The organism is Leisingera aquaemixtae, assembly GCF_006740765.1.
GTDB classification, from domain to species: domain Bacteria; phylum Pseudomonadota; class Alphaproteobacteria; order Rhodobacterales; family Rhodobacteraceae; genus Leisingera; species Leisingera aquaemixtae.
This window is the reverse complement of the sequence record NZ_CP041159.1, coordinates 3,353,954-3,376,459: the sequence shown is the minus strand read 5'-3', so window position 1 is coordinate 3,376,459 and position 22,506 is coordinate 3,353,954. Positions and strand designations below refer to the sequence as shown.

General features: G+C 63.5%; 23 protein-coding genes. 16 read left to right on the top strand and 7 right to left on the bottom strand.

Annotated elements, in window-relative coordinates; translation table 11 throughout:
- Positions 1-106: 106 nt before the first annotated feature.
- Positions 107-421 carry a hypothetical protein gene (locus tag R2C4_RS18245; protein WP_027235892.1) on the bottom strand — a complete coding sequence of 105 codons (315 nt, stop codon included), beginning with the start codon at positions 419-421 and terminating at the stop codon, positions 107-109.
- 235 nt (positions 422-656) lie between these two features.
- Between R2C4_RS18245 and R2C4_RS18240 the strand changes: the two genes are divergently transcribed.
- Positions 657-1,253: an HD domain-containing protein gene (locus R2C4_RS18240; protein WP_141891683.1), complete on the top strand. Its 597-nt coding sequence runs from the start codon at positions 657-659 to the stop codon at positions 1,251-1,253.
- A 3-nt stretch (positions 1,254-1,256) separates the two neighbouring features.
- On the opposite strand, the gene R2C4_RS18235 is transcribed toward R2C4_RS18240, so the two are convergent.
- Together R2C4_RS18235 and R2C4_RS18230 are read right to left on the bottom strand one after the other, a co-directional pair.
- Positions 1,257-1,811 (bottom strand): ActR/PrrA/RegA family redox response regulator transcription factor, encoded by a 555-nt coding sequence (locus R2C4_RS18235; protein ID WP_008553721.1) that lies wholly within the window; start codon positions 1,809-1,811, stop codon positions 1,257-1,259.
- 78 nt (positions 1,812-1,889) lie between these two features.
- Positions 1,890-2,510 carry an SCO family protein gene (locus tag R2C4_RS18230; protein WP_058287393.1) on the bottom strand — a complete coding sequence of 207 codons (621 nt, stop codon included), beginning with the start codon at positions 2,508-2,510 and terminating at the stop codon, positions 1,890-1,892.
- Positions 2,511-2,626: 116 nt separating this feature from the next.
- Here R2C4_RS18230 and regB point away from each other — a divergent pair, with 116 nt between their 5' ends.
- The 10 genes from regB to R2C4_RS18180 all read left to right on the top strand — a co-directional run bounded on the left by regB (position 2,627) and on the right by R2C4_RS18180 (position 15,395).
- Positions 2,627-4,021 carry a sensor histidine kinase RegB gene (gene regB, locus R2C4_RS18225; RefSeq protein ID WP_141891682.1) on the top strand — a complete coding sequence of 465 codons (1,395 nt, stop codon included), beginning with the start codon at positions 2,627-2,629 and terminating at the stop codon, positions 4,019-4,021.
- Between the two features lie 89 nt (positions 4,022-4,110).
- The gene (locus R2C4_RS18220; RefSeq protein WP_141891681.1) at positions 4,111-5,658 is read left to right on the top strand and encodes a PAS-domain containing protein; all 1,548 of its coding nucleotides are present in this window, start codon (positions 4,111-4,113) and stop codon (positions 5,656-5,658) included.
- A gap of 49 nt (positions 5,659-5,707) precedes the next feature.
- Positions 5,708-6,184 (top strand): tRNA (adenosine(37)-N6)-threonylcarbamoyltransferase complex ATPase subunit type 1 TsaE, encoded by a 477-nt coding sequence (gene tsaE / locus R2C4_RS18215; protein WP_039949602.1) that lies wholly within the window; start codon positions 5,708-5,710, stop codon positions 6,182-6,184.
- Positions 6,181-7,179, top strand: coding sequence for an aminoglycoside phosphotransferase family protein (locus R2C4_RS18210; RefSeq protein ID WP_141891680.1), 999 nt, complete (start codon positions 6,181-6,183; stop codon positions 7,177-7,179). The genes tsaE and R2C4_RS18210 overlap by 4 nt, the downstream gene beginning before the upstream one ends.
- Positions 7,179-7,871: a nucleotidyltransferase family protein gene (locus R2C4_RS18205; protein WP_167510272.1), complete on the top strand. Its 693-nt coding sequence runs from the start codon at positions 7,179-7,181 to the stop codon at positions 7,869-7,871. The genes R2C4_RS18210 and R2C4_RS18205 overlap by 1 nt, the downstream gene beginning before the upstream one ends.
- Entirely contained in the window at positions 7,861-10,794 is a 2,934-nt protein-coding gene (addB, locus tag R2C4_RS18200) for a double-strand break repair protein AddB (protein WP_208764504.1), read from the top strand. The genes R2C4_RS18205 and addB overlap by 11 nt, the downstream gene beginning before the upstream one ends.
- Positions 10,791-14,144, top strand: a complete 3,354-nt coding sequence (addA, locus tag R2C4_RS18195) for a double-strand break repair helicase AddA (protein ID WP_141891679.1) — start codon at positions 10,791-10,793, stop codon at positions 14,142-14,144. The genes addB and addA overlap by 4 nt, the downstream gene beginning before the upstream one ends.
- Before the next feature lie 62 nt (positions 14,145-14,206).
- Positions 14,207-14,527, top strand: coding sequence for a thioredoxin (trxA, locus tag R2C4_RS18190; protein ID WP_008557909.1), 321 nt, complete (start codon positions 14,207-14,209; stop codon positions 14,525-14,527).
- Positions 14,528-14,679: 152 nt separating this feature from the next.
- Positions 14,680-15,027 (top strand): Lin0512 family protein, encoded by a 348-nt coding sequence (locus R2C4_RS18185; protein WP_058287387.1) that lies wholly within the window; start codon positions 14,680-14,682, stop codon positions 15,025-15,027.
- Positions 15,024-15,395 (top strand): Lin0512 family protein, encoded by a 372-nt coding sequence (locus R2C4_RS18180; RefSeq protein ID WP_141891678.1) that lies wholly within the window; start codon positions 15,024-15,026, stop codon positions 15,393-15,395. Before R2C4_RS18185 ends, R2C4_RS18180 begins: the two co-directional genes overlap by 4 nt.
- A gap of 52 nt (positions 15,396-15,447) precedes the next feature.
- Here R2C4_RS18180 and R2C4_RS18175 read toward each other — a convergent pair whose 3' ends face one another.
- Positions 15,448-15,639: a DUF1127 domain-containing protein gene (locus R2C4_RS18175; protein WP_008555919.1), complete on the bottom strand. Its 192-nt coding sequence runs from the start codon at positions 15,637-15,639 to the stop codon at positions 15,448-15,450.
- Positions 15,640-15,860: 221 nt separating this feature from the next.
- Here R2C4_RS18175 and hslV point away from each other — a divergent pair, with 221 nt between their 5' ends.
- The 3 genes from hslV (at position 15,861) to R2C4_RS18160 (ending at position 18,989) form a co-directional block, all read left to right on the top strand.
- Entirely contained in the window at positions 15,861-16,418 is a 558-nt protein-coding gene (gene hslV, locus R2C4_RS18170; RefSeq protein ID WP_008554606.1) for an ATP-dependent protease subunit HslV, read from the top strand.
- 62 nt (positions 16,419-16,480) lie between these two features.
- Complete coding sequence (gene hslU, locus R2C4_RS18165) at positions 16,481-17,788, top strand: ATP-dependent protease ATPase subunit HslU (RefSeq protein ID WP_058287385.1); 1,308 nt, start codon at positions 16,481-16,483, stop codon at positions 17,786-17,788.
- Between the two features lie 79 nt (positions 17,789-17,867).
- Positions 17,868-18,989, top strand: a complete 1,122-nt coding sequence (locus R2C4_RS18160; RefSeq protein ID WP_141891677.1) for an alpha/beta hydrolase — start codon at positions 17,868-17,870, stop codon at positions 18,987-18,989.
- 11 nt (positions 18,990-19,000) lie between these two features.
- Here the strand turns inward: R2C4_RS18160 and R2C4_RS18155 are convergent, their stop codons facing one another.
- Genes R2C4_RS18155 through R2C4_RS18145 form a run of 3 tightly spaced genes read right to left on the bottom strand, consistent with a single transcriptional unit; the run spans position 19,001 to position 21,294 of the window.
- Positions 19,001-19,588, bottom strand: coding sequence for a Smr/MutS family protein (locus tag R2C4_RS18155; RefSeq protein WP_141891676.1), 588 nt, complete (start codon positions 19,586-19,588; stop codon positions 19,001-19,003).
- Positions 19,589-20,641: a murein transglycosylase A gene (gene mltA / locus R2C4_RS18150; RefSeq protein WP_141891675.1), complete on the bottom strand. Its 1,053-nt coding sequence runs from the start codon at positions 20,639-20,641 to the stop codon at positions 19,589-19,591.
- The gene (locus R2C4_RS18145) at positions 20,638-21,294 is read right to left on the bottom strand and encodes a Tim44/TimA family putative adaptor protein (RefSeq protein ID WP_058287381.1); all 657 of its coding nucleotides are present in this window, start codon (positions 21,292-21,294) and stop codon (positions 20,638-20,640) included. Before R2C4_RS18145 ends, mltA begins: the two co-directional genes overlap by 4 nt.
- A gap of 116 nt (positions 21,295-21,410) precedes the next feature.
- Between R2C4_RS18145 and R2C4_RS18140 the strand changes: the two genes are divergently transcribed.
- Entirely contained in the window at positions 21,411-21,911 is a 501-nt protein-coding gene (locus tag R2C4_RS18140; RefSeq protein WP_058287380.1) for an FxsA family protein, read from the top strand.
- Between the two features lie 56 nt (positions 21,912-21,967).
- The gene (gene secB, locus R2C4_RS18135) at positions 21,968-22,456 is read left to right on the top strand and encodes a protein-export chaperone SecB (protein ID WP_058287379.1); all 489 of its coding nucleotides are present in this window, start codon (positions 21,968-21,970) and stop codon (positions 22,454-22,456) included.
- The last annotated feature ends 50 nt before the right edge of the window (positions 22,457-22,506 follow it).

Genomic DNA, 22,506 nt, shown 5'->3' with positions numbered 1-22,506 from the left:
ACTGCATGTGTTGATATTCAACGAAGATACCCGCAACCGGAGCCGAAGGCTCTGGCTTTTTGTGGTCGGTCAGGCTGTGGGGGGATAGCCTGTCACGCTGGCTGATTCAGCTTGGCGTGCCCGGGTCCGGCGCTTTTTCCGCAATGTGGAAGAACGAGGATCCGGTTGCGACGACGCAGCTGATCCCGTTTGCATGGGTAACCAGAACGGTGAATGTCCCGGTTTCATCCGACGCCCAGACCTCGATCACAGTGGCCTCGGTCCGGCCTTTCTGCAAACCGCCGGCGGTCAGCCGCTCGGAATACCCGCTTGCCAGCTTCTCGGTCATCACCTCGCGGTCGCCGCAGCTGGCAGCCAGCGCAGGCGGCGCGGTCGCGGCCATGCCGAAAAGCAAAGAAACACCAAGCAGACGTTTGAACATGACAAACTCCTTTCCGTTATGTGAGTCACGTCACAAAAGGGGTTTGCCGCGCGAGGGGGCGGAGCCCCTTATACCCTTATAATATTGGGTCTGAATGGGGCGGTTTCAATTTCACAGCTTATAAACACTGGGTTTTCATTCGTGTCCCGGCCGTGAACAGGACATGGCACTCAGCATTGCCCGCACCCTGTTCAGGAGGTAGTCAAAGGGGAACCGCAGCGACAGGACACACCCCATGCCAGCCAAACCCGCCCGCGCCTGGCAGCGCATGCTCTCCGGCCGCCGGCTGGATCTGCTGGACCCGACCCCGGTGGACATAGAGATCGAGGACATCGCCCACGGGCTGGCCTTTGTGGCGCGATGGAACGGTCAGACCCGCGGGGATTTTGCCTATTCGGTCGCGGAGCACTCTCTGCTGGTCGAAGACATCTTTTCCCGGATGTACCCCAAGGCACCGGTCAAATGGCGGCTGGCGGCGCTGCTGCACGATGCCCCCGAATATGTGATCGGTGACATGATCTCTCCGGTCAAAGCAGCAGTGGGACCGGGTTATGGCGAATTGGACCAGAGGCTGACCACGGCCATTCATCTGCGGTTCGGGCTGCCCGCGGCGCTGCCCAAGACGGTCAAAGCGCAGATCAAGCGCGCGGACAAGGTAAGCGCCTGGATGGAGGCGGTGCAGATCGCCGGATTTCAGGAGAAGGAAGCCAGCCGGTTCTTCGGCACGCCGAAACCGGAGATCGTTGACGGGCTGGAAATCGTGCTGCGTCCGCCGGTCGAAACCCGCATGGCATTCTTGGGGCGCCATGCGGAACTGATGATACAGCTGTAAGGCTCAGCGCGGGCTGCGCTTGGCCAGGATCCGCTGCAGCGTGCGCCGGTGCATGTTCAGCCGCCGGGCGGTTTCTGACACGTTGCGGTCGCACAGCTCATAGATCCGCTGGATATGCTCCCAGCGCACCCGGTCCGCGCTCATCGGGTTGTCCGGCGGCGGCGGAAGCTCATCCTCTGTGGCCAAGAGCGCATTCATGATGTCGGTGGCATCGGCCGGCTTGGACAGGTAATCGGTTGCGCCGATCTTGACCGCGGCCACCGCCGTGGCGATGGCGCCGTATCCGGTCAGAACCACCACCCGGCTGTCCGGGCGTTTTTCGCGCAGGATTTCGACCACATCCAGGCCATTGCCGTCTTCCAGCCGAAGGTCGACAACCGCATAGGCCGGCGGGCGGGCGGTTGCTATGGCGCTGCCAGCCGCAACAGAGCCTGCGGTTTCCACCTCGAAGCCGCGTTTCTCCATTGCCTTGGCCAGACGCCGCAGGAACGGCTCGTCATCATCGACCAGCAGCAGCGATTTATCGGGTCCAATGTCCTGCAGAGCAGTTTCGGCCATGCCCGGTCCTCCGCGAAGTATTTCAGTTCACGCAAGAATATGTCCGGGCAAGGGGAAAGGTCAAACAGCTATCGCGGTTCAGATTTTTTCTATGAAACAGGCGGCCTTGCCGGCCATCTGCTCTGCCGTTTCGTCGCGGCGGAAAAACTCGACAAAACCCTCCTCAGGCAGCACCAGATACGAGAAGGTGGAATGGTCGACCAGGTAGTAATCCTCGTCGCCCTCATTCTTCTTGAAATAGGTCTTATAGGCCTTGCTGGCCGCCCTGACCTGCTCCAGCGAGCCAGTCAGCCCGATCATTTTCTCATGCAGGTTCGCGGCGAAATCGCCAACCGCTTCAGGTGTATCGCGGTCGGGGTCGATGGAAATGAACACCGGCGTCACGCTGATGCCGCGCTCCGCCAGCAGATCGACGGCATCCGCGTTGCGGGCTGCATCCATCGGACAGACGTCCGGGCAGAAGGTATATCCGAAGTAGACGATCGACGGTTCGGTGATCACATCCTTGTCGGTCACCGTCTCGCCCCGGGAATTGATCAGCTCGAACGCCCCGCCGATGGTATCCGTCCCGCCGGCGATCTGGCTGCTGCGGCACTGTGCGAATTTGTCACCCCCGTTGCCTCCGCGTGTCAGAAACCAGGCGCCGCCCACAAGGGCAGCAACAAAAGCAACAGCAAGAAGAGCATACACGCGGGTCATGAGATCGCACTTTTCGGTAAGGAAGGATTGTTGAACGTTTGCGGTGCCAGACCTATCAAGAAATACAGCCGATGCAACTGGCGCACGGCGTCACATCTGCGGGAGCAGCGGACCTTATGAGCGATCGCATTTTCAGGCTGACGAGCGGCCATGAACACAGCCACTGGATCCGGCTGCGGACATTGATTCTGCTGCGCTGGGTGGCGATTGCCGGGCAGATCACCGCCATCGCGGTGGCGCAGCACCGCTTCAACCTGCAGCTGGAGCTGGCATTGTGCTACCTGGCCATCGGCATTTCGGCGGCGGGCAACCTGATCGCCATCTTTGCCTTCCCCGAAAACAAGCGCCTGACAGAGTTCGAGAATTTCCTGATGGTCCTGTTCGACCTGCTGCAGCTGGCCTTCCTGCTGTATCTGACCGGCGGACTGAACAACCCCTTTGCGCTGCTGGTGCTGGGACCGGTCACCATCTCCGCTGCGGTGATGGGTCTGCGCTCCACCCTTATCATCGGTGCCACGGCTATTATCCTGGTCACGCTGATGGCCGAATTTCACCTGCCGCTGCGGACCGAACAGGGTTTTATCCTGCGTATCCCTGATGTGTTTATTTTCGGCAACTGGATCGCCATTGTGATCGCCATCCTGTTCATCGGCGCCTACTCCTTCCGTGTCAGTAACGAGATGCGGTCTATGTCGGATGCGCTGAGCGCGACCCAGCTGGCGCTTTCGCGCGAACAGAAACTAACCGATCTGGGCGGTGTTGTGGCGGCCGCGGCGCATGAGCTGGGCACCCCCCTGGCCACCATCAAGCTCGCCAGCGCCGAGCTGATTGAGGAACTGGACGACCGCCCCGACCTGCGCGAGGACGCCGCCCTGATCCGCGAGCAGGCCGACCGCTGCCGCGATATCCTGCGCAGCATGGGCCGGGCCGGCAAGGACGACCTGCACTTGCGCCAAGCGCCGTTTTCCACCCTGGTGACCGAGGCCGCAGAGCCGCATATGAACCGGGGCAAGACGGTCATCTATCATGAGGAACCGCTGGAAGGCGGCGATTTCCAGCAGCCAACCGTGCTGCGAAAGCCCGAGATCATTCACGGTCTGCGCAACCTGGTGCAAAACGCCGTCGATTTTGCCCGGTCCACCGTCTGGATTGATGCAGCCTGGGATGACGACCGGATCATCCTGCGCATTTGCGATGACGGCCAGGGCTTCCCGCCGCAGCTGCTGGGCCGGATCGGCGACCCCTTCGTGCGCAGCCGCCGCGGGGAAAGCGAATTGAAGCAGAGACCGGAATACGAAGGCATGGGGCTGGGGCTGTTCATCGCGAAAACCCTGCTTCAACGCACCGGCGCCCAGCTGAGGTTTGCGAATGGCACTGACCCGTTCCAGACCCTCAGCCCCTTCCGCGAACGCCGCGGCGCCATTGTCGAGGTGGCCTGGCCGCGCAAAAAAATCGACGCAATGGAGGACGGCGGCCCTGTCATTGGGAAAAATATACCTTTAGAAATTTAACTACTCACTTTTGGGCAACCAATTAAACTTCATTTAACCATTATTGGGGAACCATGCGGGTAAACGAGAGCTGAACTGGGCAGGACGAGATGCAGGACTTCGCTTCGATCGAATGGTTTGTACTGGCGGCGCTGTGCGCTGCAACGGCTGCCGCCGCGGTTTGGTGGCTGTCGCCAACGCCCCGCCGCCGCGGCATGGCGCACGACCTGCTGGCCGCCGATGGCCGTACCGATGCCGTGTTCCTGTTTGACGACAACAGCCTGATCGGCTGGTCCTCCGGCGCGCGCAAGTTCATTGGCGATCAGGCCGAAAACTTCGACTGGAGCATGTTGCGCGATCAGCTGGCCCGCAGCTATCCGGGCCTGCCGCAATCCCCGGGTTTCCTCAAGGACGTCGGCCCGCTGGTCCTGTCCGGCACTGCCGCTGCCGAAAGCCGCGAGGCGCATTGCGAATGGATTGACGGGGTGACCCGGGTGCAGCTGCGCCGCAGCGCCCTGGAGGAGCAGAACAAATCCCTTGATCAGGAACTGACCACCCTGCGCGCCGCGGTGCATCAGGCGCCCTACCCGGTCTGGCTGCAATCGGAAGAGGGCAACGTCACCTGGTCCAACCTTGCCTATGACAACCTCAGCCAGAAAATCCGCGGCCGGAACGCGGATTTTGCCGACCCCCTGTTCACCGATCTGCACGACCCGATGACCAGCGGCAAGCCTGAGCGGATCTCCATCCCGCTGCCGGAAAGCAAGAAAAAGCTGTGGTATAACGTCTCGACCACCGAAACCGAGGCCGGCTGGCTGTGCCATGCGGTCGACGTGAACGCTGTGGTCGATGCCGAGGTGGCCCAGCGCAATTTTGTCCAGACGCTGGCCAAGACCTTTGCGCAGCTGTCGATTGGCCTCGCGATCTTTGACCGCAACCGGCAGCTGGTTCTGTTCAACCCGGTTCTGATCGACCTGACCGCCCTGCCCGCCAACTTCCTCAGCTCGCGGCCCAACCTGCTGACCTTCTTCGACCGCCTGCGCGATCAGCGGATGATGCCGGAACCGAAAAGCTATTCCAGCTGGCGCCACCAGATGGCCGACCTGCTGGAAGCCGCTGCCGAAGGCCGGTACCAGGAAACCTGGTCGCTGCCGTCGGGCTCCGTCTACAAGGTGTCTGGCCGCCCTCATCCGGACGGTGCCATCGCCTTCCTGTTCGAGGACATCACCGCCGAAGTGACCCTCACCCGCCAGTTCCGCTCAGAGCTGGAAATGGGGCAGTCGATCCTGGACCAGATGGACGAGGCGATCGCAGTCTTTGCCAGCGACGGCACCATGACTTTCTGCAACACCGCCTATGGCAGCCTGTGGCAGATGGACCCTGAGGCGAGCTTTGCCAAAGTATCAATCATGGATGCCAGCCGGGTCTGGCAGAATACCGCCGCCCCGACCCCCGTCTGGGGTGAGATCCGCGATTTTGTCGCCGGTTATAAGGGGCGGGAGGCCTGGTGGTCCCGCGTCCAGCTGCGCGATGGCACGCCGCTGATCTGCAAGGTATCGGCGATCCAGAACGGTGCCACCATGGTCAGCTTCCGCCCGCCGGAAACCGCCGCCCTGCCGGCGAGCCAGGAGCGTTTCCCCGCCATCACCCAGGGTTGAACCGGGAAACCGGCTTGCAGCAGGCCGGCGGCGGCGGCATTGTACCGCCATGACCACGCATACCGCGGCCTGCACGCTGAACTCACCGGAAGATACGGCCCGCTTGGCCGCACAAATCGCCGGGGCCCTGCGCCCCGGCGATTGCCTGCTGCTGGAGGGGGTGATCGGCGCCGGCAAGACCCATTTCGCCCGCCACCTGATCCAATCGCTGATGGAGGTGCCCGAAGACGTGCCCTCCCCCACCTTCACGCTGGTGCAGACCTATGACGTGCCCGCCGGCGAGCTGTGGCACACCGATCTCTACCGGTTGTCCTCACTGGACGAACTGGAGGAGCTGGGCCTGACCGAGGCGTTTGACTCCGCGATCTGCCTGGTGGAATGGCCCGACCGGCTGGCTGAGCTGACGCCTGCCCACGCCCTGCATCTGACGCTGGCGCTGGACCCCGAACACGAAGACCGCCGCCATCTGACGCTCCGCTGGAGCGATGAGAAATGGCAGCCCCTGATGGAGCGCATCAGCGCATGACCGACCGCAATCAACTTTGCGACTCTTTCCTGTCCGCAACACCTTATGCCGGCTGGCAGCGCGGCCCGCTCGCCGGCGACGCCTCCAACCGCCGCTATGAGCGGCTGACAGGTCCAGATGGCGAAACAGTGGTGCTGATGGACGCGCCGCCGGAAAAGGGCGAAGACATCCGTCCGTTCATCCGTGTTGCCGAATATCTGCGGAAGCAGGGCCTTAGCGCGCCGGAGATTCTGGAACGGGATGCCAAGAACGGCTTCCTGCTGCTGGAGGATCTGGGCGACGATCTTTATGCCCGGGTTATCCGGCGCGAACCGGCCTTGGAAAAGCAGCTGTATGAGGCGGCGACGGATGCGCTGGTGACACTGCACCAGGCACCAATGCCGGATCTGGAACCTTACGGCCCGCGGATGATGGCGGAAATGTCCGCGCTGGCGCTGTCGAAATACCGCGCTGGCATCACCGGCAGCCAGGATCCGGATCTGCAGGCCCGGTTCGAGGATCTGTTCGAAGACATCCTGCGCGCCACCGTGAAAGGCGATCCGGTTCTGGTACAGCGCGACTATCACGCCGAAAACCTTCTGTGGCTGCCGGACCGCAAGGGCGTTGGCCGTGTCGGCCTTCTGGATTTTCAGGACGCCCGCGCCGGCCATCCGGCCTATGATCTGGTGTCGCTGCTGCAAGATGCCCGCCGGGACGTGCCCGCCGGCATCGAAATGCAGATGATCGACCGCTATATCGCAGCGGCCGGTGTGGATGAAACTGGATTCAGAACTGCCTATACCGTGCTTGGTGTGCAGCGGAATATGCGTATTCTCGGTGTCTTCGCCCGTCTCAGCACGGACTACGGAAAACCGCACTACGTAGACCTTATCCCGCGGGTCTGGGATCATTTTATCCACGGGCTGGAGCACCCGGCTTTGGCCCGGGTCGGAGATTTGCTGCGCGAGAACCTGCCGGCGCCCACACCGGAGAACCTGGACAAGCTGAGGCCCTGATGCAGCGCTCGCCCGATGCCGTCATGCTGTTTGCCGCGGGTTTTGGCACCCGGATGCGGGAGCTGACCCGCGACAAGCCCAAACCGATGATCGAGGTGGCGGGCCGGCCGCTGATCGCCCATGCGCTGGAGCTGGCGCAAGCCATCCATCCGGCGCGGATCGCCGCCAACCTGCATTACAAGCCAGAGCCGCTAAAGGCCTATTTAGAGCCTGAAAATGTGCTTCTTAGCCTTGAAAACCCGGATATTCTCGACACCGGCGGCGGGTTGCGCCATGCGCTGCCGCTGCTGGGGGACGGCCCGGTTTTCACGATGAACACCGACGCCATCTGGAAAGGCCCCAACCCGCTGCATCTGGCGCAGGAGGCCTGGGACCCGGATCGCATGGATGCGCTCTTGGTCTGCGTGCCGCTGGACAGGGCCGTCGGCCGCACCGGCGGCGGCGATTTCTCGACGGATGCCGAGGGGCGCATCAGCCGCGGCGGTGATCTGGTCTATGGCGGAGTGCAGATTCTGAAAACGGAAAGGCTTCACCAGGTTGAGGACAAGGTTTTCTCGCTCAACATACTCTGGAATCAGATGGCCGCGGCAGGCCGGCTGTTTGCGCTGGAATATCCCGGCCGCTGGTGCGATGTGGGCCATCCCGAAGGGATCACACTGGCCGAGGACCTGATAACCGCTGATGATGTTTAAACCATCCGCCAAACCACGCCTGTTTGCCGTGCCCTGCGGCGCCGATTTCCCGCGTGCGCTGGTTGAGGGCTTGCGCAGCCGAAGCCAGGGCCTGCCGCCGGAGGCGCTGGCGCGGGCTGAATTGATCGTCAACACCTCCCGTATGGCGCGCCGGGTGCGTGGCCTGTTTGATGCCGGCCCGGCCATGCTGCTGCCGCGAATGATGCTGCTGGCCGACTTGGCCCAGCGCGCCACGCTGGACGGCCTGCCGCCCGCCCTGCCCCCGCTGCGGCGCCGGCTGGAACTGTCGCAGCTGATCGCGAAACTTCTGGACGCACAACCCGATCTCGCCTCGCGCGCCTCGCTTTATGACCTCTCCGACAGCCTGGCGGCGCTGATCGATGAGATGCAGGGCGAAGGCGTCAGCACCGATACGATCCGCGCGCTGGATGTCTCAGACATGTCGGGCCATTGGGCCCGCGCGCAGGCCTTTATCGGCATCGCCGACGACTTCACCGGCCTGCATGAGGGCGCAATGGATGCACAGGCCCGGCAGCGGCAGGTAGTCCTGAATCTGATTGAACAGTGGCAGGACAAGCCCCCGCAGCATCCGGTGATCCTGGCCGGCTCCACCGGATCGCGCGGCACAACGCTGATGCTGATGCAGGCCATCGCGCGGCTGCCGCAAGGGGCCGTGGTGCTGCCGGGCTTCGACTTTGACCAGCCGGATCATGTCTGGGCCGGGCTGGATGATCCGATGATCTCAGAAGATCACCCGCAGTACCGTTTCCACAAGCTGATGAAAGATCTGGAGCTGTCACCCGGCGACGTGCAGCCCTGGACGGGAACGCTGCCGACCTCGCCCGAACGCAACCGGCTGGTTTCGCTGGCCTTGCGCCCCGCTCCGGTCACAGATGCCTGGATGAGCGAAGGCCCCCTGCTGACCGGGTTGAGCGAGGCCACCGAAAACCTCACCCTGGTCGAGGCGCCCAGCCCCCGTGCCGAGGCGCTCGCCATTGCATTGCGCCTGCGCCAGGCGGCCGAAGACGGGCAGACCGCGGCGCTGATCACCCCGGACCGGATGCTGACCCGCCAGGTCTCCGCGGCGCTGGACCGCTGGGACATTCTGCCCGATGACTCCGCCGGCCAGCCCTTGCAGCTGTCGCCGCCGGGCCGCTTCCTGCGCCATGTGGCGGGGCTGTTCTGCAAGCCGCTGGCCTGCGACAGCCTGCTGACTTTGCTGAAACACCCGCTCACCCATGACGGCGCGGACCGCGGCAACCATCTGCGCCAGACGCGCGAGCTGGAACTGTCCCTGCGCCGCAACGGCCCGCCTTTCCCGGATGCCGCAGCCTTTGCCGCATTTGAAAAGGGCCGCGAGCTGACGCCGGGATGGACCGGTTGGCTGTCATACTGTTTCGCGGATCAAGAGGTTGTTGGCACGCTTCCCCTGACCGAGTGGGTGAACCGCCTGCGCGATTTGGCCGAACGCATCGCCGCTGGCAGCCAAGCCGATGGATCAGGAACCCTGTGGGACAAAAAAGCCGGCCAGGCCGCCCTCGCCTGCATCGAAAACCTGGAGACCGAGGCGCCGTATGGCGGCGGCATGACCGCCCGCGACTTCACCGACCTGCTGGGCGCGCTGCTGAGCCAGGGTGAGGTGCGCGACCGCGATGCGCCTTATGGCTCGATCATGATCTGGGGCACGCTGGAAGCGCGTGTGCAGGGCGCCGATCTGGTGATTCTTGGCGGCCTGAACGAAGGCAGCTGGCCCGAGGCCGCCAGCCCCGACCCCTGGCTGAACCGGCAGCTGCGCAACCAGGCCGGCCTTCTGCTGCCCGAACGGCGCATCGGCCTGTCGGCGCATGACTTCCAGCAGGCCATCGCCGCGCCCGAGGTCTGGCTGACCCGCGCCGAACGGTCAGAGGAAGCCGACACCGTGCCCTCCCGTTGGCTGAACCGGCTGACCAACCTGCTGTCGGGCCTCCCGGAACAGGGCGGCCGCGCGGCACTGGACTCCATGCGCGCCAAAGGCCGCCAGTGGCTGGGCTGGGCGGAAGCGCTGGAAGAACCCACGCCGATTCCGCAATACCCCCGCCCGGCCCCGTGCCCGCCGGTGGCGGCCCGCCCGCGGCGGCTGACAATCACCGAAATCCCGCGGCTGATCCGCGATCCTTACGCGATCTACGCCAAACATGTGCTGCGCCTGAAACCGCTGAACCCGCTGGTGCAGGAACCCGACGCCCTTCTGCGCGGAATCGTTGTGCATGAAGTATTTGAGCATTTCATCAAGGAAACGCAGGCCGACCCCTCACTGCTGACCGCCGGTCATCTTGTCGGCAAGACCCGGGAGCTGCTGGAGACACACGTGCCTTGGCCCGTCGCCCGCATCCTGTGGCACAGCCGCATCCGCAAGATTGCCGGCGACTTTGTCCTGGCCGAGCAGGAGCGCCAGGCTCGCGCCAAACCGGTCGCCTTTGAGGCCAAGGGCAGCGCCCGGCTGGATCCGCTCGATTTCACCATCGCCTGCCGCGCCGACCGGATTGACATGGACGACCGCGGATTTCTGCACCTCTATGACTACAAGACGGGCACGCCGCCCAGCGAAGCGCAGCAGAAGAAATTCGAAAAACAGCTGCTGATCGAGGCGGCTATGGCCGAAGAGGGCGCTTTCGAGGACCTCGGCCCTGCGGAGGTCGCACGCGCCCTGTTCATAGGATTGGGCAGCAAGCTGAGCGAAGTGCGGGCGCCGCTGGAGGCGGAGCCGCCAGCCAAGGTCTGGGATGAGCTGCGCACGCTTATCGCGGCCTATTTTGAGCCTGACCAAGGCTATTCGAGCCGGCGCATGGTGCACCGGGACGACATCGCCGGCGATTACGACCACTTGGCGCGCTACGGCGAATGGGACCGCAGCGCCACCCCGCAGCCGGAGGATCTGGCATGACCATCCGCGATGCCGCCTCTGAGGCGCAGTTCCGGGCTGCGCGCCCTGATGCTTCTACCTGGCTGGCCGCCAATGCAGGCTCTGGCAAGACCAAAGTGCTGACCGACCGGGTGGCACGGCTGTTGCTGAAGGGCGTGCAGCCGCAGCACATCCTGTGCCTCACCTACACCAAGGCCGCCGCCAGCGAGATGCAAAACCGGCTGTTCAAACGGCTGGGGGAATGGGCGATGCTTGGGGATGCGGCGCTGACCGCCGCGCTGACCGAACTGGGAGAAGTCAGCACCACGGCTGAGGATTTGGCACAGGCGCGCACCCTGTTCGCCCGCGCGATCGAGACACCGGGCGGGTTGAAGATTCAAACCATCCATTCCTTCTGTTCCTCGCTGCTGCGCCGGTTCCCTCTGGAGGCCCGCGTCAGCCCCCAGTTTGCCGAGATGGACGACCGCGCAGGCCAGCTGCTGCGGGCGGAGATCATGGAGGATTTTGCCCAGGGCCCGCAAGCGCCTCAGCTCGATGCCCTGGCACGGCAAGTCAGCGACAGTGATTTTGAGACGCTCACCTCTGCCATCTGCCAGCGCCGCGCTGATTTCGGCGACCCACTGGACTGGGCCCAGCTTCTGGAGCTGTTCGGGCTCCCCGAAGGATTTGACGAGACTGCACTGGAAGCGCTGGTGTTTCTGGGCGGCGAGGAAGAACTGCTGCAGCGAACCCGCGAGATGCTGGGGCAGGGCGGTTCGACCGACCAGAAAGCCGCGGCCAAGCTGGCTGGCATCACCAAACCCGCGCTTGCCGACCTGGGGACACTTGAAAGCGTGTTTCTGACTGGCGCCAGCGCCAAGGAGCCTTTCACAGCCAAAATTGACAAGTTCCCGACCAAGAAACTGCGCGAATCCCACCTGTCCCTGATGGATCAGCTGGAACCGCTGATGCGGCGGGTCGAGGATGCGCGGGCAAAACGCCTGGCGCTGACGGCAGCGCGCAAGAGTCACGACCTGCACCGTTTTGCCGCCGCCTTCCTGCCGGAATACGAGCGCCGCAAGCAGCTGCGCGGCTGGCTCGACTTCGACGACCTGATCCTGAAGGCGCGCCAGCTGCTGAACGATCCGGGCGTTGCCGCTTGGGTGCTCTACCGCCTGGATGGCGGCATCGACCACATCCTGGTGGACGAGGCGCAGGACACCAGCCCGGTGCAATGGGACGTGATCGAAAAGCTGGCGCAGGAATTCACCGCCGGCGAAGGCGCGCGTTCCGACGTGGAGCGCACGATCTTTGTGGTCGGCGACAAGAAGCAGTCGATCTATTCTTTTCAGGGCGCCGACCCGGACGCATTCGACCGGATGCAGCAGGAGTTCGGCAACCGGCTGGCGGAAACCGGAGCAGGGCTGCAGGATGCTTCGCTCGACTTTTCCTTCCGCTCCTCCGCCGCGATCCTGAAACTGGTGGATCTGGTGTTTCGCGACAGCCCGCGGGCAGGATTCCGCAAGGACGCGCTGCACCAAGCGTTTAAATCCGACCTGCCGGGCCGGGTGGATCTGTGGCCGGTTGTCGGCAAGGTCGAGGATGACGAGGACCCCGACTGGACCAGCCCGGTGGACCGCCCCAGCAGCCGCCACCACACTGTGATCCTGGCGGAGCGCATTGCGCGTTCGATCAAACGGATGATCGGCACCGGCGTCACCATCCCCGAGGACGGCCCGGAACGGGGCACCTTTAAGCGCCGCCCGGTGCAGGCCGGCGACTTCCTGATCCTGGTGCAGCGCCGGTCCGATCTGTTCTCGGAGATCATCCGTGCCTGCAAGAAGGCCGAACTGCCCATCGCCGGCGCCGACCGGCTGAAAGTGGGCGCAGAACTGGCCGTCAAGGATATCGCGGCGCTGCTGCGGTTCCTTGCTTTGCCCGAAGATTCTCTGTCGCTCGCGGAGGCGCTGAAATCGCCCCTCTTTGGCTGGACGGAGCAGGCGCTGTTCGACCTCGCGCACCGGCGGGAGGCGATGTACCTGTGGCCGGCATTGCGCGACCGGGCAGGGGAGTTCCCCGAAACCATGGCCGTGCTGAACGACCTGCGCGCCAACGCCGACTTCCTGCGCCCTTATGACCTGATCGAACGCATTCTGACTCGTCATGGCGGCCGGCAAAAACTGCTGGGCCGGCTGGGACCGGAGGCTGAGGACGGCATCAACGCGCTGCTGTCGCAGGCGCTGGCCTATGAGCGCACCGATGTCCCCAGCCTCACCGGCTTTCTGGTCTGGATGCAGACCGATGATCTGGAGATCAAACGCCAGATGGGCGCGGCCGGCAACATGATCCGGGTGATGTCGGTGCATGGCTCCAAGGGGCTGGAAGCGCCGATCGTGATTCTGCCGGACACTGCCAAACGGCAGGCACCGCGGGATGCAGAGATCATGCTGGCCGACGGCACCCCGGTCTGGAAACTGCCCAAGGACCAGATGCCGCCCGCCATGCTGGCGGCCCGCGAAGCCGCGCAGGAGAAGCTGCAGAACGAACGGCTGAGGCTGTTGTATGTGGCCCTGACCCGGGCGGAGAAGTGGCTGATCGTCGCTGCTGCCGGCGAGGTGGGTGAGCAGGGCGACAGCTGGTACCGGCTGACCGAGCGTGCGATGCGCGACGGCGGCGCGGTGGAATTCGACGCGGAAGGCGGCACCGGCCTGCGGCTGCAGCATGGCGATTGGGACGGCCCGCCGCTGGTCGTGCCCGAAGCACAGGAAGTTGTGAAACATGATCTGCCGGAGGTCTTCACCCGCTCCGCCAGAGCCTATGCAGCGCCGGCGCCAGCGCTCAGCCCGTCCGACCTGGGCGGAGCCAAAGCGCTGCCGGGCGATCAGGGGCTTGATGAGGAGGCAGCAAAGGCCCGCGGCAGCCGGCTGCACCTGCTTCTGGAGCATCTGCCGGGACGGGCTGGCGCAGACTGGCCGCAGCTGGCGCAAAACCTGCTGCAAGGGGCAGGCGACTGTGCGGAACTGCTGGCCGAGGCCTCCGCAGTACTGCGGAATGCCGCTCTGGCAGATGTGTTTCACCCGGATACACTGGCCGAGGTTCCTGTCACCGCTGACCTGAACGGCGCCCGCCTGCATGGCGTCATCGACCGGCTGATCATCACACCGGAAACGGTCCTCGCGGTGGATTTCAAATCGAACGCCACCGTGCCCGCAACGCCTGAACAATGCCCCGAAGGCCTGCTGCGGCAGATGGGGGCCTATGCCCATGCGCTGGCCCTGATCTATCCGGGCCGCACTATCGAAACCGCACTGCTCTGGACCCGCACCGCAACCCTGATGCCGCTGCCGCACGACCTTGTGACTGCGGCATTGAAGCGGCAGTTGGAACCTTGACGATCGGTTAAGCCGTACCTAGGTTCCGACTCCAGTTGCCACACACTCATGGAGACATTCATATGTCCACCGTTGCCGTCACCGACGCCACTTTTGACGCCGAAGTCAAGAACTCCGACATCCCCGTTGTGGTGGATTTCTGGGCTGAGTGGTGCGGTCCCTGTAAGCAGATTGGTCCGGCTCTGGAAGAGCTGGCCGTGGAATTCGACGGCAAGGTGAAAATTGCCAAGGTCGACGTGGACAGCAACCCGAACGCCGCCGCTGCCATGGGCGTGCGCGGTATCCCGGCGCTGTTCATCTTCAAGGACGGCCAAGTGATCTCGAACCGCGCAGGCGCCGCCCCCAAGGCCGCGCTGCAGAGCTGGATCGAAGAGTCGATCTGAGCCTGAACCAGCTGCCGCATTTCAAAGAGCTGTCCCGGCGGGGACAGCTCTTTTTTTGGCAAGCTCTGGCGCTGCGGCAATCGCCAAACTGGCTCTTTCCTTTGCCCGGCTGCCCTGCAAGGGTCGCACACAAGGCAGATACAGGAGGCAGCATGGCCAAGACACGGGTCCTGGTGGAATTCGGCATGGGCACATCTCTCAGGCGCGAGGATTACACTGAAGCCGCCCGCCGCGCGATCAGGGACGCGCTGTGGCACAACTCCGTCAACATGGCGGAACTGTTTGATTTCTCAAAAGAAGACATGATCATCGATGCCGAGATCGGTGTGCAGGAACCGGAAGCGGTGGACAAGGACGCGCTTCTGGAGATCTTCCCCTACGGCCGGCCCAGCATCACGGTGGTGAAAGGCGGGCTCGACATAGACAAGCCCCAGGGCGGACGCACGGTGATCGCCAATGCAGCGGTGGTTGTGTCCTTTGACATGGAGGCCGCAGAATGAGCGAAAAGCGCATCATCCTGGAAATGGGCACCGGCAACGACCTTTACGGCCAAGACTATACCAAAGCCGCCCGCCGTGCGGTGCAGGACGCGCTGCATCACTCCTCCATCACGCTGTTTTCCAAGCTGGGAGTAGACCACAGCGAAATGCGGGTGGAGGTTACCATCGGCGTGCAACAGCCGGACGCGGTGGATTGCGAACTGGTGGCACAGGACCTGCCGCGCGGACGGGCCAGGGTGCGGGCGGTCAAGGGCGGACTGGATGTGGAGGATGCCGTGGAAGGCAGCCGTCATGTGGTGGCCACCGCAGCGGTCGAAGCCTGGCTGCCGGATCAGGCCGGTAAATACAAAACCAGCACCCCGGAATGAACAAAGCCGCCCGTGGCAGGGCGGCTCATTCAGGGTTTCTGGTCATCGGGGATCAGAACTTGGCGATGTCGGAACGGTCGAGGCCGATGTCTCGCAGCTGGGCATCGGTCAGCTGCGCCAGAACCTTGCGGGTTTCGCGGGCAACATACCATTCCACGATGGCGGTTTTCACATTGGCCACTGCGTCGACCACGCGGAGAACGGTGACTGCTCCGAGCGGCGCATGAATGTTTGCGGTCGTCATTTGCGCATATCCTTCTGAGAAACAGCCGACGCTGTGCCGGTTGCGAGCTTCATTTAGGATGCGGTTCCGGGTTCCACAATTGCCGGTTAAACAGCCCCGATCTGCAAATGCTGCATAGCAGCGAACACCGGCGCAAGCCTGGGATCAGCGCGGATCCTAGCCGATCTCTTGTGCCGGCGGGGGGTTGGTTCCATATAGGGGGCAACCAAACGGAGACTTACATGGCAGACGATAAATTTCCTGGCTGGCACGGCACCACGATCATCGGTGTGAAAAAGAATGGCCAGGTCGTCATCGCCGGCGACGGCCAGGTTTCGCTGGGGCAAACGGTGATCAAGGGCACGGCCCGCAAGGTGCGCCGCCTGTCGCCCGGCGGGTTTGACGTGGTGGCGGGTTTTGCCGGCTCGACCGCTGACGCGTTCACTCTGCTTGAACGGCTGGAAGCCAAGCTGGAAGCGACCCCGGGCCAGCTGGCCCGTGCCAGTGTCGAGCTGGCCAAGGACTGGCGCACCGACAAATACCTGCAGAAGCTGGAGGCGATGCTGATTGTCACCGACGGCAAGGACATGTTCGTGATTACCGGCGCCGGCGACGTGCTGGAGCCGGAACATGATGTGGCGGCAATCGGCTCCGGCGGAAATTACGCACTGGCGGCCGCCCGCGGCCTGATGGACAGCGACAGGTCCGCCGAAACGGTAGCGCGGGACGCCATGGCCATCGCCGCCGATATCTGTGTCTACACCAATGGAAACCTGACCGTCGAAACCATCGGCGGCTAAGAATTTTCCTCGAAATTCTTAGCAAAACTTCTTCTCAAGAGTTTTGCCCGGAAAGGACTGACATGACCGATCTCACCCCCCGCGAAATCGTCTCTGAACTGGACCGTTTCATCATCGGCCAAAAGGAAGCCAAGCGCGCCGTGGCCGTGGCGCTGCGCAGCCGCTGGCGGCGCAAGCAGCTTGCAGATGATTTGCGCGACGAGGTCTATCCCAAGAACATTCTGATGATCGGCCCTACCGGGGTTGGCAAGACCGAGATTTCCCGCCGCCTGGCCAAGCTGGCACGCGCGCCCTTCATCAAGGTGGAAGCCACAAAGTTCACCGAAGTCGGCTATGTCGGCCGGGATGTTGAGCAGATCATCCGTGACCTGGTTGACAGCGCCATTGCCCAGACCCGCGAGTACATGCGCGAAGACGTGAAGGCAAACGCACGCCAAGCGGCGGAGGACCGGGTTGTGGAAGCCATCGCCGGCAGTGATGCGCGCGAATCCACCCGCGACATGTTCCGTAAGAAGCTCAAGGCCGGTGAGCTGGACGATACCGTGATTGAGCTGGATGTGGCCGACACTTCCAACCCGATGGGCATGTTCGAAATCCCCGGACAGCCCGGCGGCAATATGGGGATGCTGAACCTCGGCGATCTGTTCGGCAAGGCGATGGGCGGCCGCACCACCCGCAAGAAGATGACCGTCGCCGAAAGCTATGAGGTGCTGATCGGCGAGGAGGCCGACAAGCTGCTGGATGACGAGACCGTCACCCGCAGCGCCCTGGAGTCGGTGGAACAGAACGGCATCGTCTTCCTGGACGAGATCGACAAGGTCTGCGCGCGCCAGGAAACCCGGGGCGGCGATGTCAGCCGCGAAGGCGTGCAGCGCGACCTGCTGCCGCTGATCGAAGGCACCACCGTCAGCACCAAGCACGGGCCGGTCAAAACCGACCACATCCTGTTCATCGCCTCCGGCGCCTTCCACATTGCCAAGCCGTCAGACCTGCTGCCCGAACTGCAGGGCCGCTTGCCGATCCGGGTCAACCTGCGGGCCCTGACGGAGGAGGACTTCGTCCGCATCCTGACCGAGACCGACAATGCGCTGACCCGCCAGTACACTGCGCTGATGGGCACCGAAGAAGTTGAGGTCGCCTTCACCAAAGACGGGATCGCGGCCCTGGCCAAGATCGCAGCCGAGGTGAACCGGAGCGTGGAAAACATCGGCGCCCGGCGGCTGTACACGGTGATGGAGCGGGTGTTCGAGGAACTGTCCTTTACCGCACCGGACCGTTCGGGTGAGGCGGTAACCGTGGACGCGGCCTTTGTCACAAAGAACCTGGGTGAGCTTGGCCGCTCAGCCGATCTCAGCCGTTACGTGCTGTAACCCGCCCGCACGGGTTGCGGCCGCTGGACATTGGCGGCAGGTGCAGTAGCCTGCCGCCAGTTCATTGAGGTGGGATGATATGCAAAGGCTGCGCCTGATTTGCGGTGTGATGCTGGTGTTACTGACAGCTTGCACTGACAGGTCCTTTTCCCCCACCTATCCCGCAGCCCTGAACGTGGGCACCCCCAAGACCGTGTTTGCCGCCACCAACCGCGACCAGCTGCCCGATGGCACCTTTGGCGTGGAGCGGGCAGAGGGATACAGCCTGCTTGAACTGACCGTTTCAATTCCGCCGGAACATACTCCGGGTTCCCTGAAATTCGGCTACAGGAACCCGGATCCCGTCACTGAGTTCACCATGGCAGGGCGGAAGAAATTCGAAAGTGACGCCGCCTTCGGGGCACGGTTGCAGCAGGAACTGGCCAAGTTTCCGCCAAAGGAACGCGACATCACGGTGTTCGTGCATGGCTTCAACTCGACCCAGGCCGAAACTGCGTTCCGGGCCGCCCAGCTGACCCATGATATCAACGTTCCCGGCGCCACGGTCATCTATTCCTGGCCCAGCAAGGGACAACCACTTGGCTATGCCTATGACGGCGACAGCGTTCTGTTCGCCCGCGACGGGCTGGAGCAGCTGCTGCGCAAGCTGCGTGTCGCCGGTGCCGGCCGGGTGGTGGTCGTCGCGCATTCCATGGGCGGGCTGCTGACGATGGAGACGCTGCGCCAGATTGAAATCCAGACCCCCGGGTGGACCGCCCGGAACCTGGGCGGCGTGGTGCTGATGTCGCCGGATCTGGACATTGATGTGTTCAAGACCCAGATGCGGCGGTTCCGCAAGGTGCCGCAGCCGTTCCTGATCTTTGTCTCGCGCAAGGACAACGTCCTGACGCTGTCCCAGCGCCTGCGCGGGCTGGACGGGCAAGAGCGGCTCGGCAATCTGGACAATATCGAAGAGCTGAGCAGCCTGCCGGTGGAAATCATCGACACCACCGCCTTTGCCGGCGAGGCGGAGTCACAGCATTTCGTGGCGGCTTCCTCGCCGGCGCTGGTGGCGCTGCTGAACGGCGCCCGGCAAACCGCGGACACGTTTGCGCGCGACCGGGCGCGAAACCGGCTTCAGAACATACTGCCGGGCCAGATTGTCATTCGCGAAAATGCCGTCAAGGTCGCGTTGACCGGGACGCCTGCGGACAACAGGTAACGGCCCTGCCGTCAGCGGTTGCGCCGCAGATAAACGTAATAGGCGCCCGCGCCGCCGTGACTGACGTGCGCCGGGGTGATCTGCAGGACCGCCTGCGCCAAGGGCGGCAGCGAGAGCCACTGCGGCACCTTGTGGCGCAACACCCCGCGCGGCACCGGCATCGGGCCCGGCTCGTCGCGGTCCTTGCCCTTGCCAGTTACTATCAGCACCAGCCGTTTGCCGGAGGCCTGCGCCGACAGGATGAACCGTGTGAGAGCAGGGTGCGCGGTGTCGATGCGCATCCCGTGCAAGTCCAGCTTTCCTTCCGGCTTCAGCTTGCCGCGCTTCATGCGGCGAAAGGCCTTTTCGTCCATCTGCAGCGGATCACTGGCCAGGCTGCGGGCAATCGAAGGCCTTAGGTCGTGTTTCACCGGCTTGGGTTTGGCCCGGCTGCCGACCTCGAACGGGTCCTGGCGCGGTTCGGGTTGCTTCACCGGTTTGGGTTTGGGCATCGGCGGGGCAGGGGGCGACGAATGGGTGCCCGGATGCAAACGCTCCGTGTGCTTTACGACCTTGTGCCAGAGGTCGATCTCATCGCCTGTCAATTTTCGCCGTGTCATTCAAAGGTCTTCCGGCAGCATCGCATAGGCCCGCTGGATCGGCAGCAGCACCACCATCCGGCCCGGGTCTTTCATCGTGCCGGCGGTCTCGCCGGCCTGATTACCGGTGCCGACAAAGATGTCGGCCCGCTGAGCGCCCTTGATAGCGGATCCGGTGTCCTGCGCCACCATCAGCCGGCGCAGCGGCAAATGGCCGTCCTTTTCCACCCAAACCGGCGCGCCAAGCGGGGTATAGGCGGGATCGGCGGCAATGGTGCGCATCGGCGTGACCGAGCGGTTCATGGCGCCAAGCGGCCCCTTGGAGGCCGCCACTTTGCGCACCTCGCGGAAGAACACATAAGACGGATTGTGAAACAGCAGCTCCTTGCCGTCCGCGGGATTGCGCCGGACCCAGGACTTGATGACCTGGGCGCTGACCTGATGGGCGTTGTAGACACCGCGGCGCACCAGCTCCTTGCCGATGGATTTATAGGGGTGGCCGTTGGCGCCGCCATAGCCGACCCGGATGGTCGAGCCGTCCGGAAGGCGGATCCGGCCGGAACCCTGGATCTGCAGAAAGAACAGCTCAACCGGGTCATCCACCCAGGCGATTTCCAGCCCGCGGCCCTGCATCACGTCACCGGTCAGAATTTCACGGCGCGGCAGCCACAGATCAGCGCCGCGTGCCTCTGGCGGCATCTTGTAGACCGGATAGCGGAAGCGGCTGGTGGGATAGCGGGAGCCAGTCAGTTCCGGCTCGAAATAGCCGGTGAAGAGAGCCGGGTTGCCGTCCTCGATCAGCACCGGGCGGAAAAACAGCTCAAAAAACGCCCGCGCCCCGCCCGGCGGCTGCGACCTGGCGGCCTTGCACAGGGCGGCCCAGTCGGGGTCCTTCAGATCCCTGCAAGTGCCCAGAAACACTTGCAGCGCCTGGGCATGGTCATCTTCTGCCCAGCCATCAAGCTGTTCAAATTCCAGAATGCTGGACACGGTCTCTGAGTGCGCCCCGGAGGCGGTCATCGCGGCGCCTGCAAGTGCAGCCGCCCCAAGTGCCCCCCGAAGCGCCGCAATCATGCGTCCGTCGCAACCAGCTGCCAGTTGGGATCGTCGCTGCCCATGTTGCGGGCAAAGATCCAAGTATCCTTCTGGCGTTTGATCGCCTTGGGGTCGCCCTCGACAATGTCGCCGCCGCGGTCGCGGACCACTGAGGTCATCTCGCCGACGAAGCGCATGGTGATTTCGGCGCGGCCGGTCTGCGGGTCGAACTGCGCGTCCTGCAGAGTGGTTTCCCGCACGCCGATGAAGTCGGCCTCGATCTTGTAGCCCTTGTCCTCGCGCTGCGCGACGGCATCCACGAAGCTGTCAAAGACATCTTCCGCCAGGAAGGGCTGAATGTCGTCCAGATTACCGTGTTCGAACCCCATGAGGATCATCTCATAGGCACCGCGCGCGCCCTGCACGAATTCCTGGACCTGGAAGGAGGGCTCAGCCCGTTTCATTGCCGCCAGTGCCTGGGCCTGCTCACTGCCTTCCGCCACATAATCCGTGATATCGCGGTCCGGGCCGCCCTCGATCACCTCCAGATCCGGGCGGCGGCCCCGGGCTTCGGATTGCGGCAGCGGCGGCTTTTCAAAGCCTTCGCGTGTTCCCAGAACGCTTCTCAAGCGCAGGATCAGAAACACAGCGATACCGGCCAGAACCAAAAGCTGAATCACAGGCGACTCCATGGAAACCTCATGCTAGGCGTTCGTGCTTTGTTTGAAACCAAAGCGGTCACGTCTTATGTAGGTGACGGGCGGGGGCAAGTCTACCGCCCGGGTGTATGATCGCAAGGAAACCCCCGATGTATCTCTTCCTGGCCTTTCTGATGGTTCCCATCATTGAAATCGCTTTGTTTATTCAAGTTGGCGGCGCCATCGGCATGTGGCCGACCCTGGCCATTGTGGTTCTGACCGCAGTTCTGGGCACTTGGCTGGTGAAAACCCAGGGGCGTATGGCCATGGGACAGCTGAGATCTTCGTTCCAGCAACTGTCCGACCCGGCAGAACCTCTGGCCCATGGCGCCATGATCCTGGTGGCCGGTGCGCTGCTTCTCACACCGGGTTTCTTTACCGACGCCGTCGGATTTGCGCTGCTGATGCCGCCGGTGCGGCTGGCGGTTTACCGCCACCTGCGCGCCCGTGTCACAGTCGCGCAGTTCCAGATGGGCCCCGGCAGCATGCAGGGCCGCCACTATCCCGGAACGGCCGGCCGGCCCGATGACGTCATCGACGGCGACTATGAAGATGTGACCCCGTCTGACCGGCGCGGCGGCCCCTCCGGCTGGGTTGACGGTCCCCGTTGAGGAACCCGGACCAAGCTGGTAAGCACGGTCCAAAGCATATTTTCAGGAGTATCTACATGGCCGAAAACGGCGAAGCCCAGCAGCAGCCGCAAGTCCAGATGAACATTCTGGGCCAGTTCATCCGCGACATGTCGTTTGAAAACGTGATGGCGCAGAAAGGCACCGGCGGCGAGGTTCAGCCCGACGTCAGCGTGCAGGTGAACCTGGATGCGAAGAAGCGCTCGGCCGAGAACCAGTATGAGGTTGTCACCAAGCTGACCGTCGAGTCCAAGAACAAGGAAGCCGGCAACGTCCTGTTCGTGCTGGAACTGGAATATGTCGGCGTGTTCAACATCGTCGGTGTGCCGGAAGACCAGCTGCACCCGTTCCTGCTGATCGAATGCCCGCGCATGACCTTCCCGTTCCTGCGCCGCATCGTGTCCGATGTGACCCGCGACGGCGGCTTCCCGCCGTTGAACCTGGACAACATCGACTTTGTGGCGATCTACCGCAACGAACTGGCCCGCCGCCAGTCCGAAGCTGCAGCAGCGGCACCCACGCAGTAAGGTTTCAGACCTTTGAAACGGAAAACGCCGCTGGGATTCAGCGGTGTTTT

What these genes read in the sequence shown, in the direction of transcription:
- R2C4_RS18155 (WP_141891676.1), bottom strand. Translation starts at nt 19,588, where the DNA reads ATGACACGGCGAAAATTGACAGGCGATGAGATCGACCTCTGGCACAAG.
- addA (WP_141891679.1), top strand. Translation starts at nt 10,791, where the DNA reads ATGACCATCCGCGATGCCGCCTCTGAGGCGCAGTTCCGGGCTGCGCGC.
- R2C4_RS18245 (WP_027235892.1), bottom strand. Translation starts at nt 421, where the DNA reads ATGTTCAAACGTCTGCTTGGTGTTTCTTTGCTTTTCGGCATGGCCGCG.
- R2C4_RS18160 (WP_141891677.1), top strand. Translation starts at nt 17,868, where the DNA reads ATGCAAAGGCTGCGCCTGATTTGCGGTGTGATGCTGGTGTTACTGACA.
- R2C4_RS18145 (WP_058287381.1), bottom strand. Translation starts at nt 21,294, where the DNA reads ATGGAGTCGCCTGTGATTCAGCTTTTGGTTCTGGCCGGTATCGCTGTG.
- hslV (WP_008554606.1), top strand. Translation starts at nt 15,861, where the DNA reads ATGGCAGACGATAAATTTCCTGGCTGGCACGGCACCACGATCATCGGT.
- regB (WP_141891682.1), top strand. Translation starts at nt 2,627, where the DNA reads ATGAGCGATCGCATTTTCAGGCTGACGAGCGGCCATGAACACAGCCAC.
- hslU (WP_058287385.1), top strand. Translation starts at nt 16,481, where the DNA reads ATGACCGATCTCACCCCCCGCGAAATCGTCTCTGAACTGGACCGTTTC.
- R2C4_RS18205 (WP_167510272.1), top strand. Translation starts at nt 7,179, where the DNA reads ATGCAGCGCTCGCCCGATGCCGTCATGCTGTTTGCCGCGGGTTTTGGC.
- tsaE (WP_039949602.1), top strand. Translation starts at nt 5,708, where the DNA reads ATGACCACGCATACCGCGGCCTGCACGCTGAACTCACCGGAAGATACG.
- R2C4_RS18235 (WP_008553721.1), bottom strand. Translation starts at nt 1,811, where the DNA reads ATGGCCGAAACTGCTCTGCAGGACATTGGACCCGATAAATCGCTGCTG.
- R2C4_RS18220 (WP_141891681.1), top strand. Translation starts at nt 4,111, where the DNA reads ATGCAGGACTTCGCTTCGATCGAATGGTTTGTACTGGCGGCGCTGTGC.
- R2C4_RS18240 (WP_141891683.1), top strand. Translation starts at nt 657, where the DNA reads ATGCCAGCCAAACCCGCCCGCGCCTGGCAGCGCATGCTCTCCGGCCGC.
- R2C4_RS18180 (WP_141891678.1), top strand. Translation starts at nt 15,024, where the DNA reads ATGAGCGAAAAGCGCATCATCCTGGAAATGGGCACCGGCAACGACCTT.
- R2C4_RS18140 (WP_058287380.1), top strand. Translation starts at nt 21,411, where the DNA reads ATGTATCTCTTCCTGGCCTTTCTGATGGTTCCCATCATTGAAATCGCT.
- addB (WP_208764504.1), top strand. Translation starts at nt 7,861, where the DNA reads ATGATGTTTAAACCATCCGCCAAACCACGCCTGTTTGCCGTGCCCTGC.
- mltA (WP_141891675.1), bottom strand. Translation starts at nt 20,641, where the DNA reads ATGATTGCGGCGCTTCGGGGGGCACTTGGGGCGGCTGCACTTGCAGGC.
- secB (WP_058287379.1), top strand. Translation starts at nt 21,968, where the DNA reads ATGGCCGAAAACGGCGAAGCCCAGCAGCAGCCGCAAGTCCAGATGAAC.
- R2C4_RS18230 (WP_058287393.1), bottom strand. Translation starts at nt 2,510, where the DNA reads ATGACCCGCGTGTATGCTCTTCTTGCTGTTGCTTTTGTTGCTGCCCTT.
- R2C4_RS18210 (WP_141891680.1), top strand. Translation starts at nt 6,181, where the DNA reads ATGACCGACCGCAATCAACTTTGCGACTCTTTCCTGTCCGCAACACCT.
- R2C4_RS18185 (WP_058287387.1), top strand. Translation starts at nt 14,680, where the DNA reads ATGGCCAAGACACGGGTCCTGGTGGAATTCGGCATGGGCACATCTCTC.
- trxA (WP_008557909.1), top strand. Translation starts at nt 14,207, where the DNA reads ATGTCCACCGTTGCCGTCACCGACGCCACTTTTGACGCCGAAGTCAAG.
- R2C4_RS18175 (WP_008555919.1), bottom strand. Translation starts at nt 15,639, where the DNA reads ATGACGACCGCAAACATTCATGCGCCGCTCGGAGCAGTCACCGTTCTC.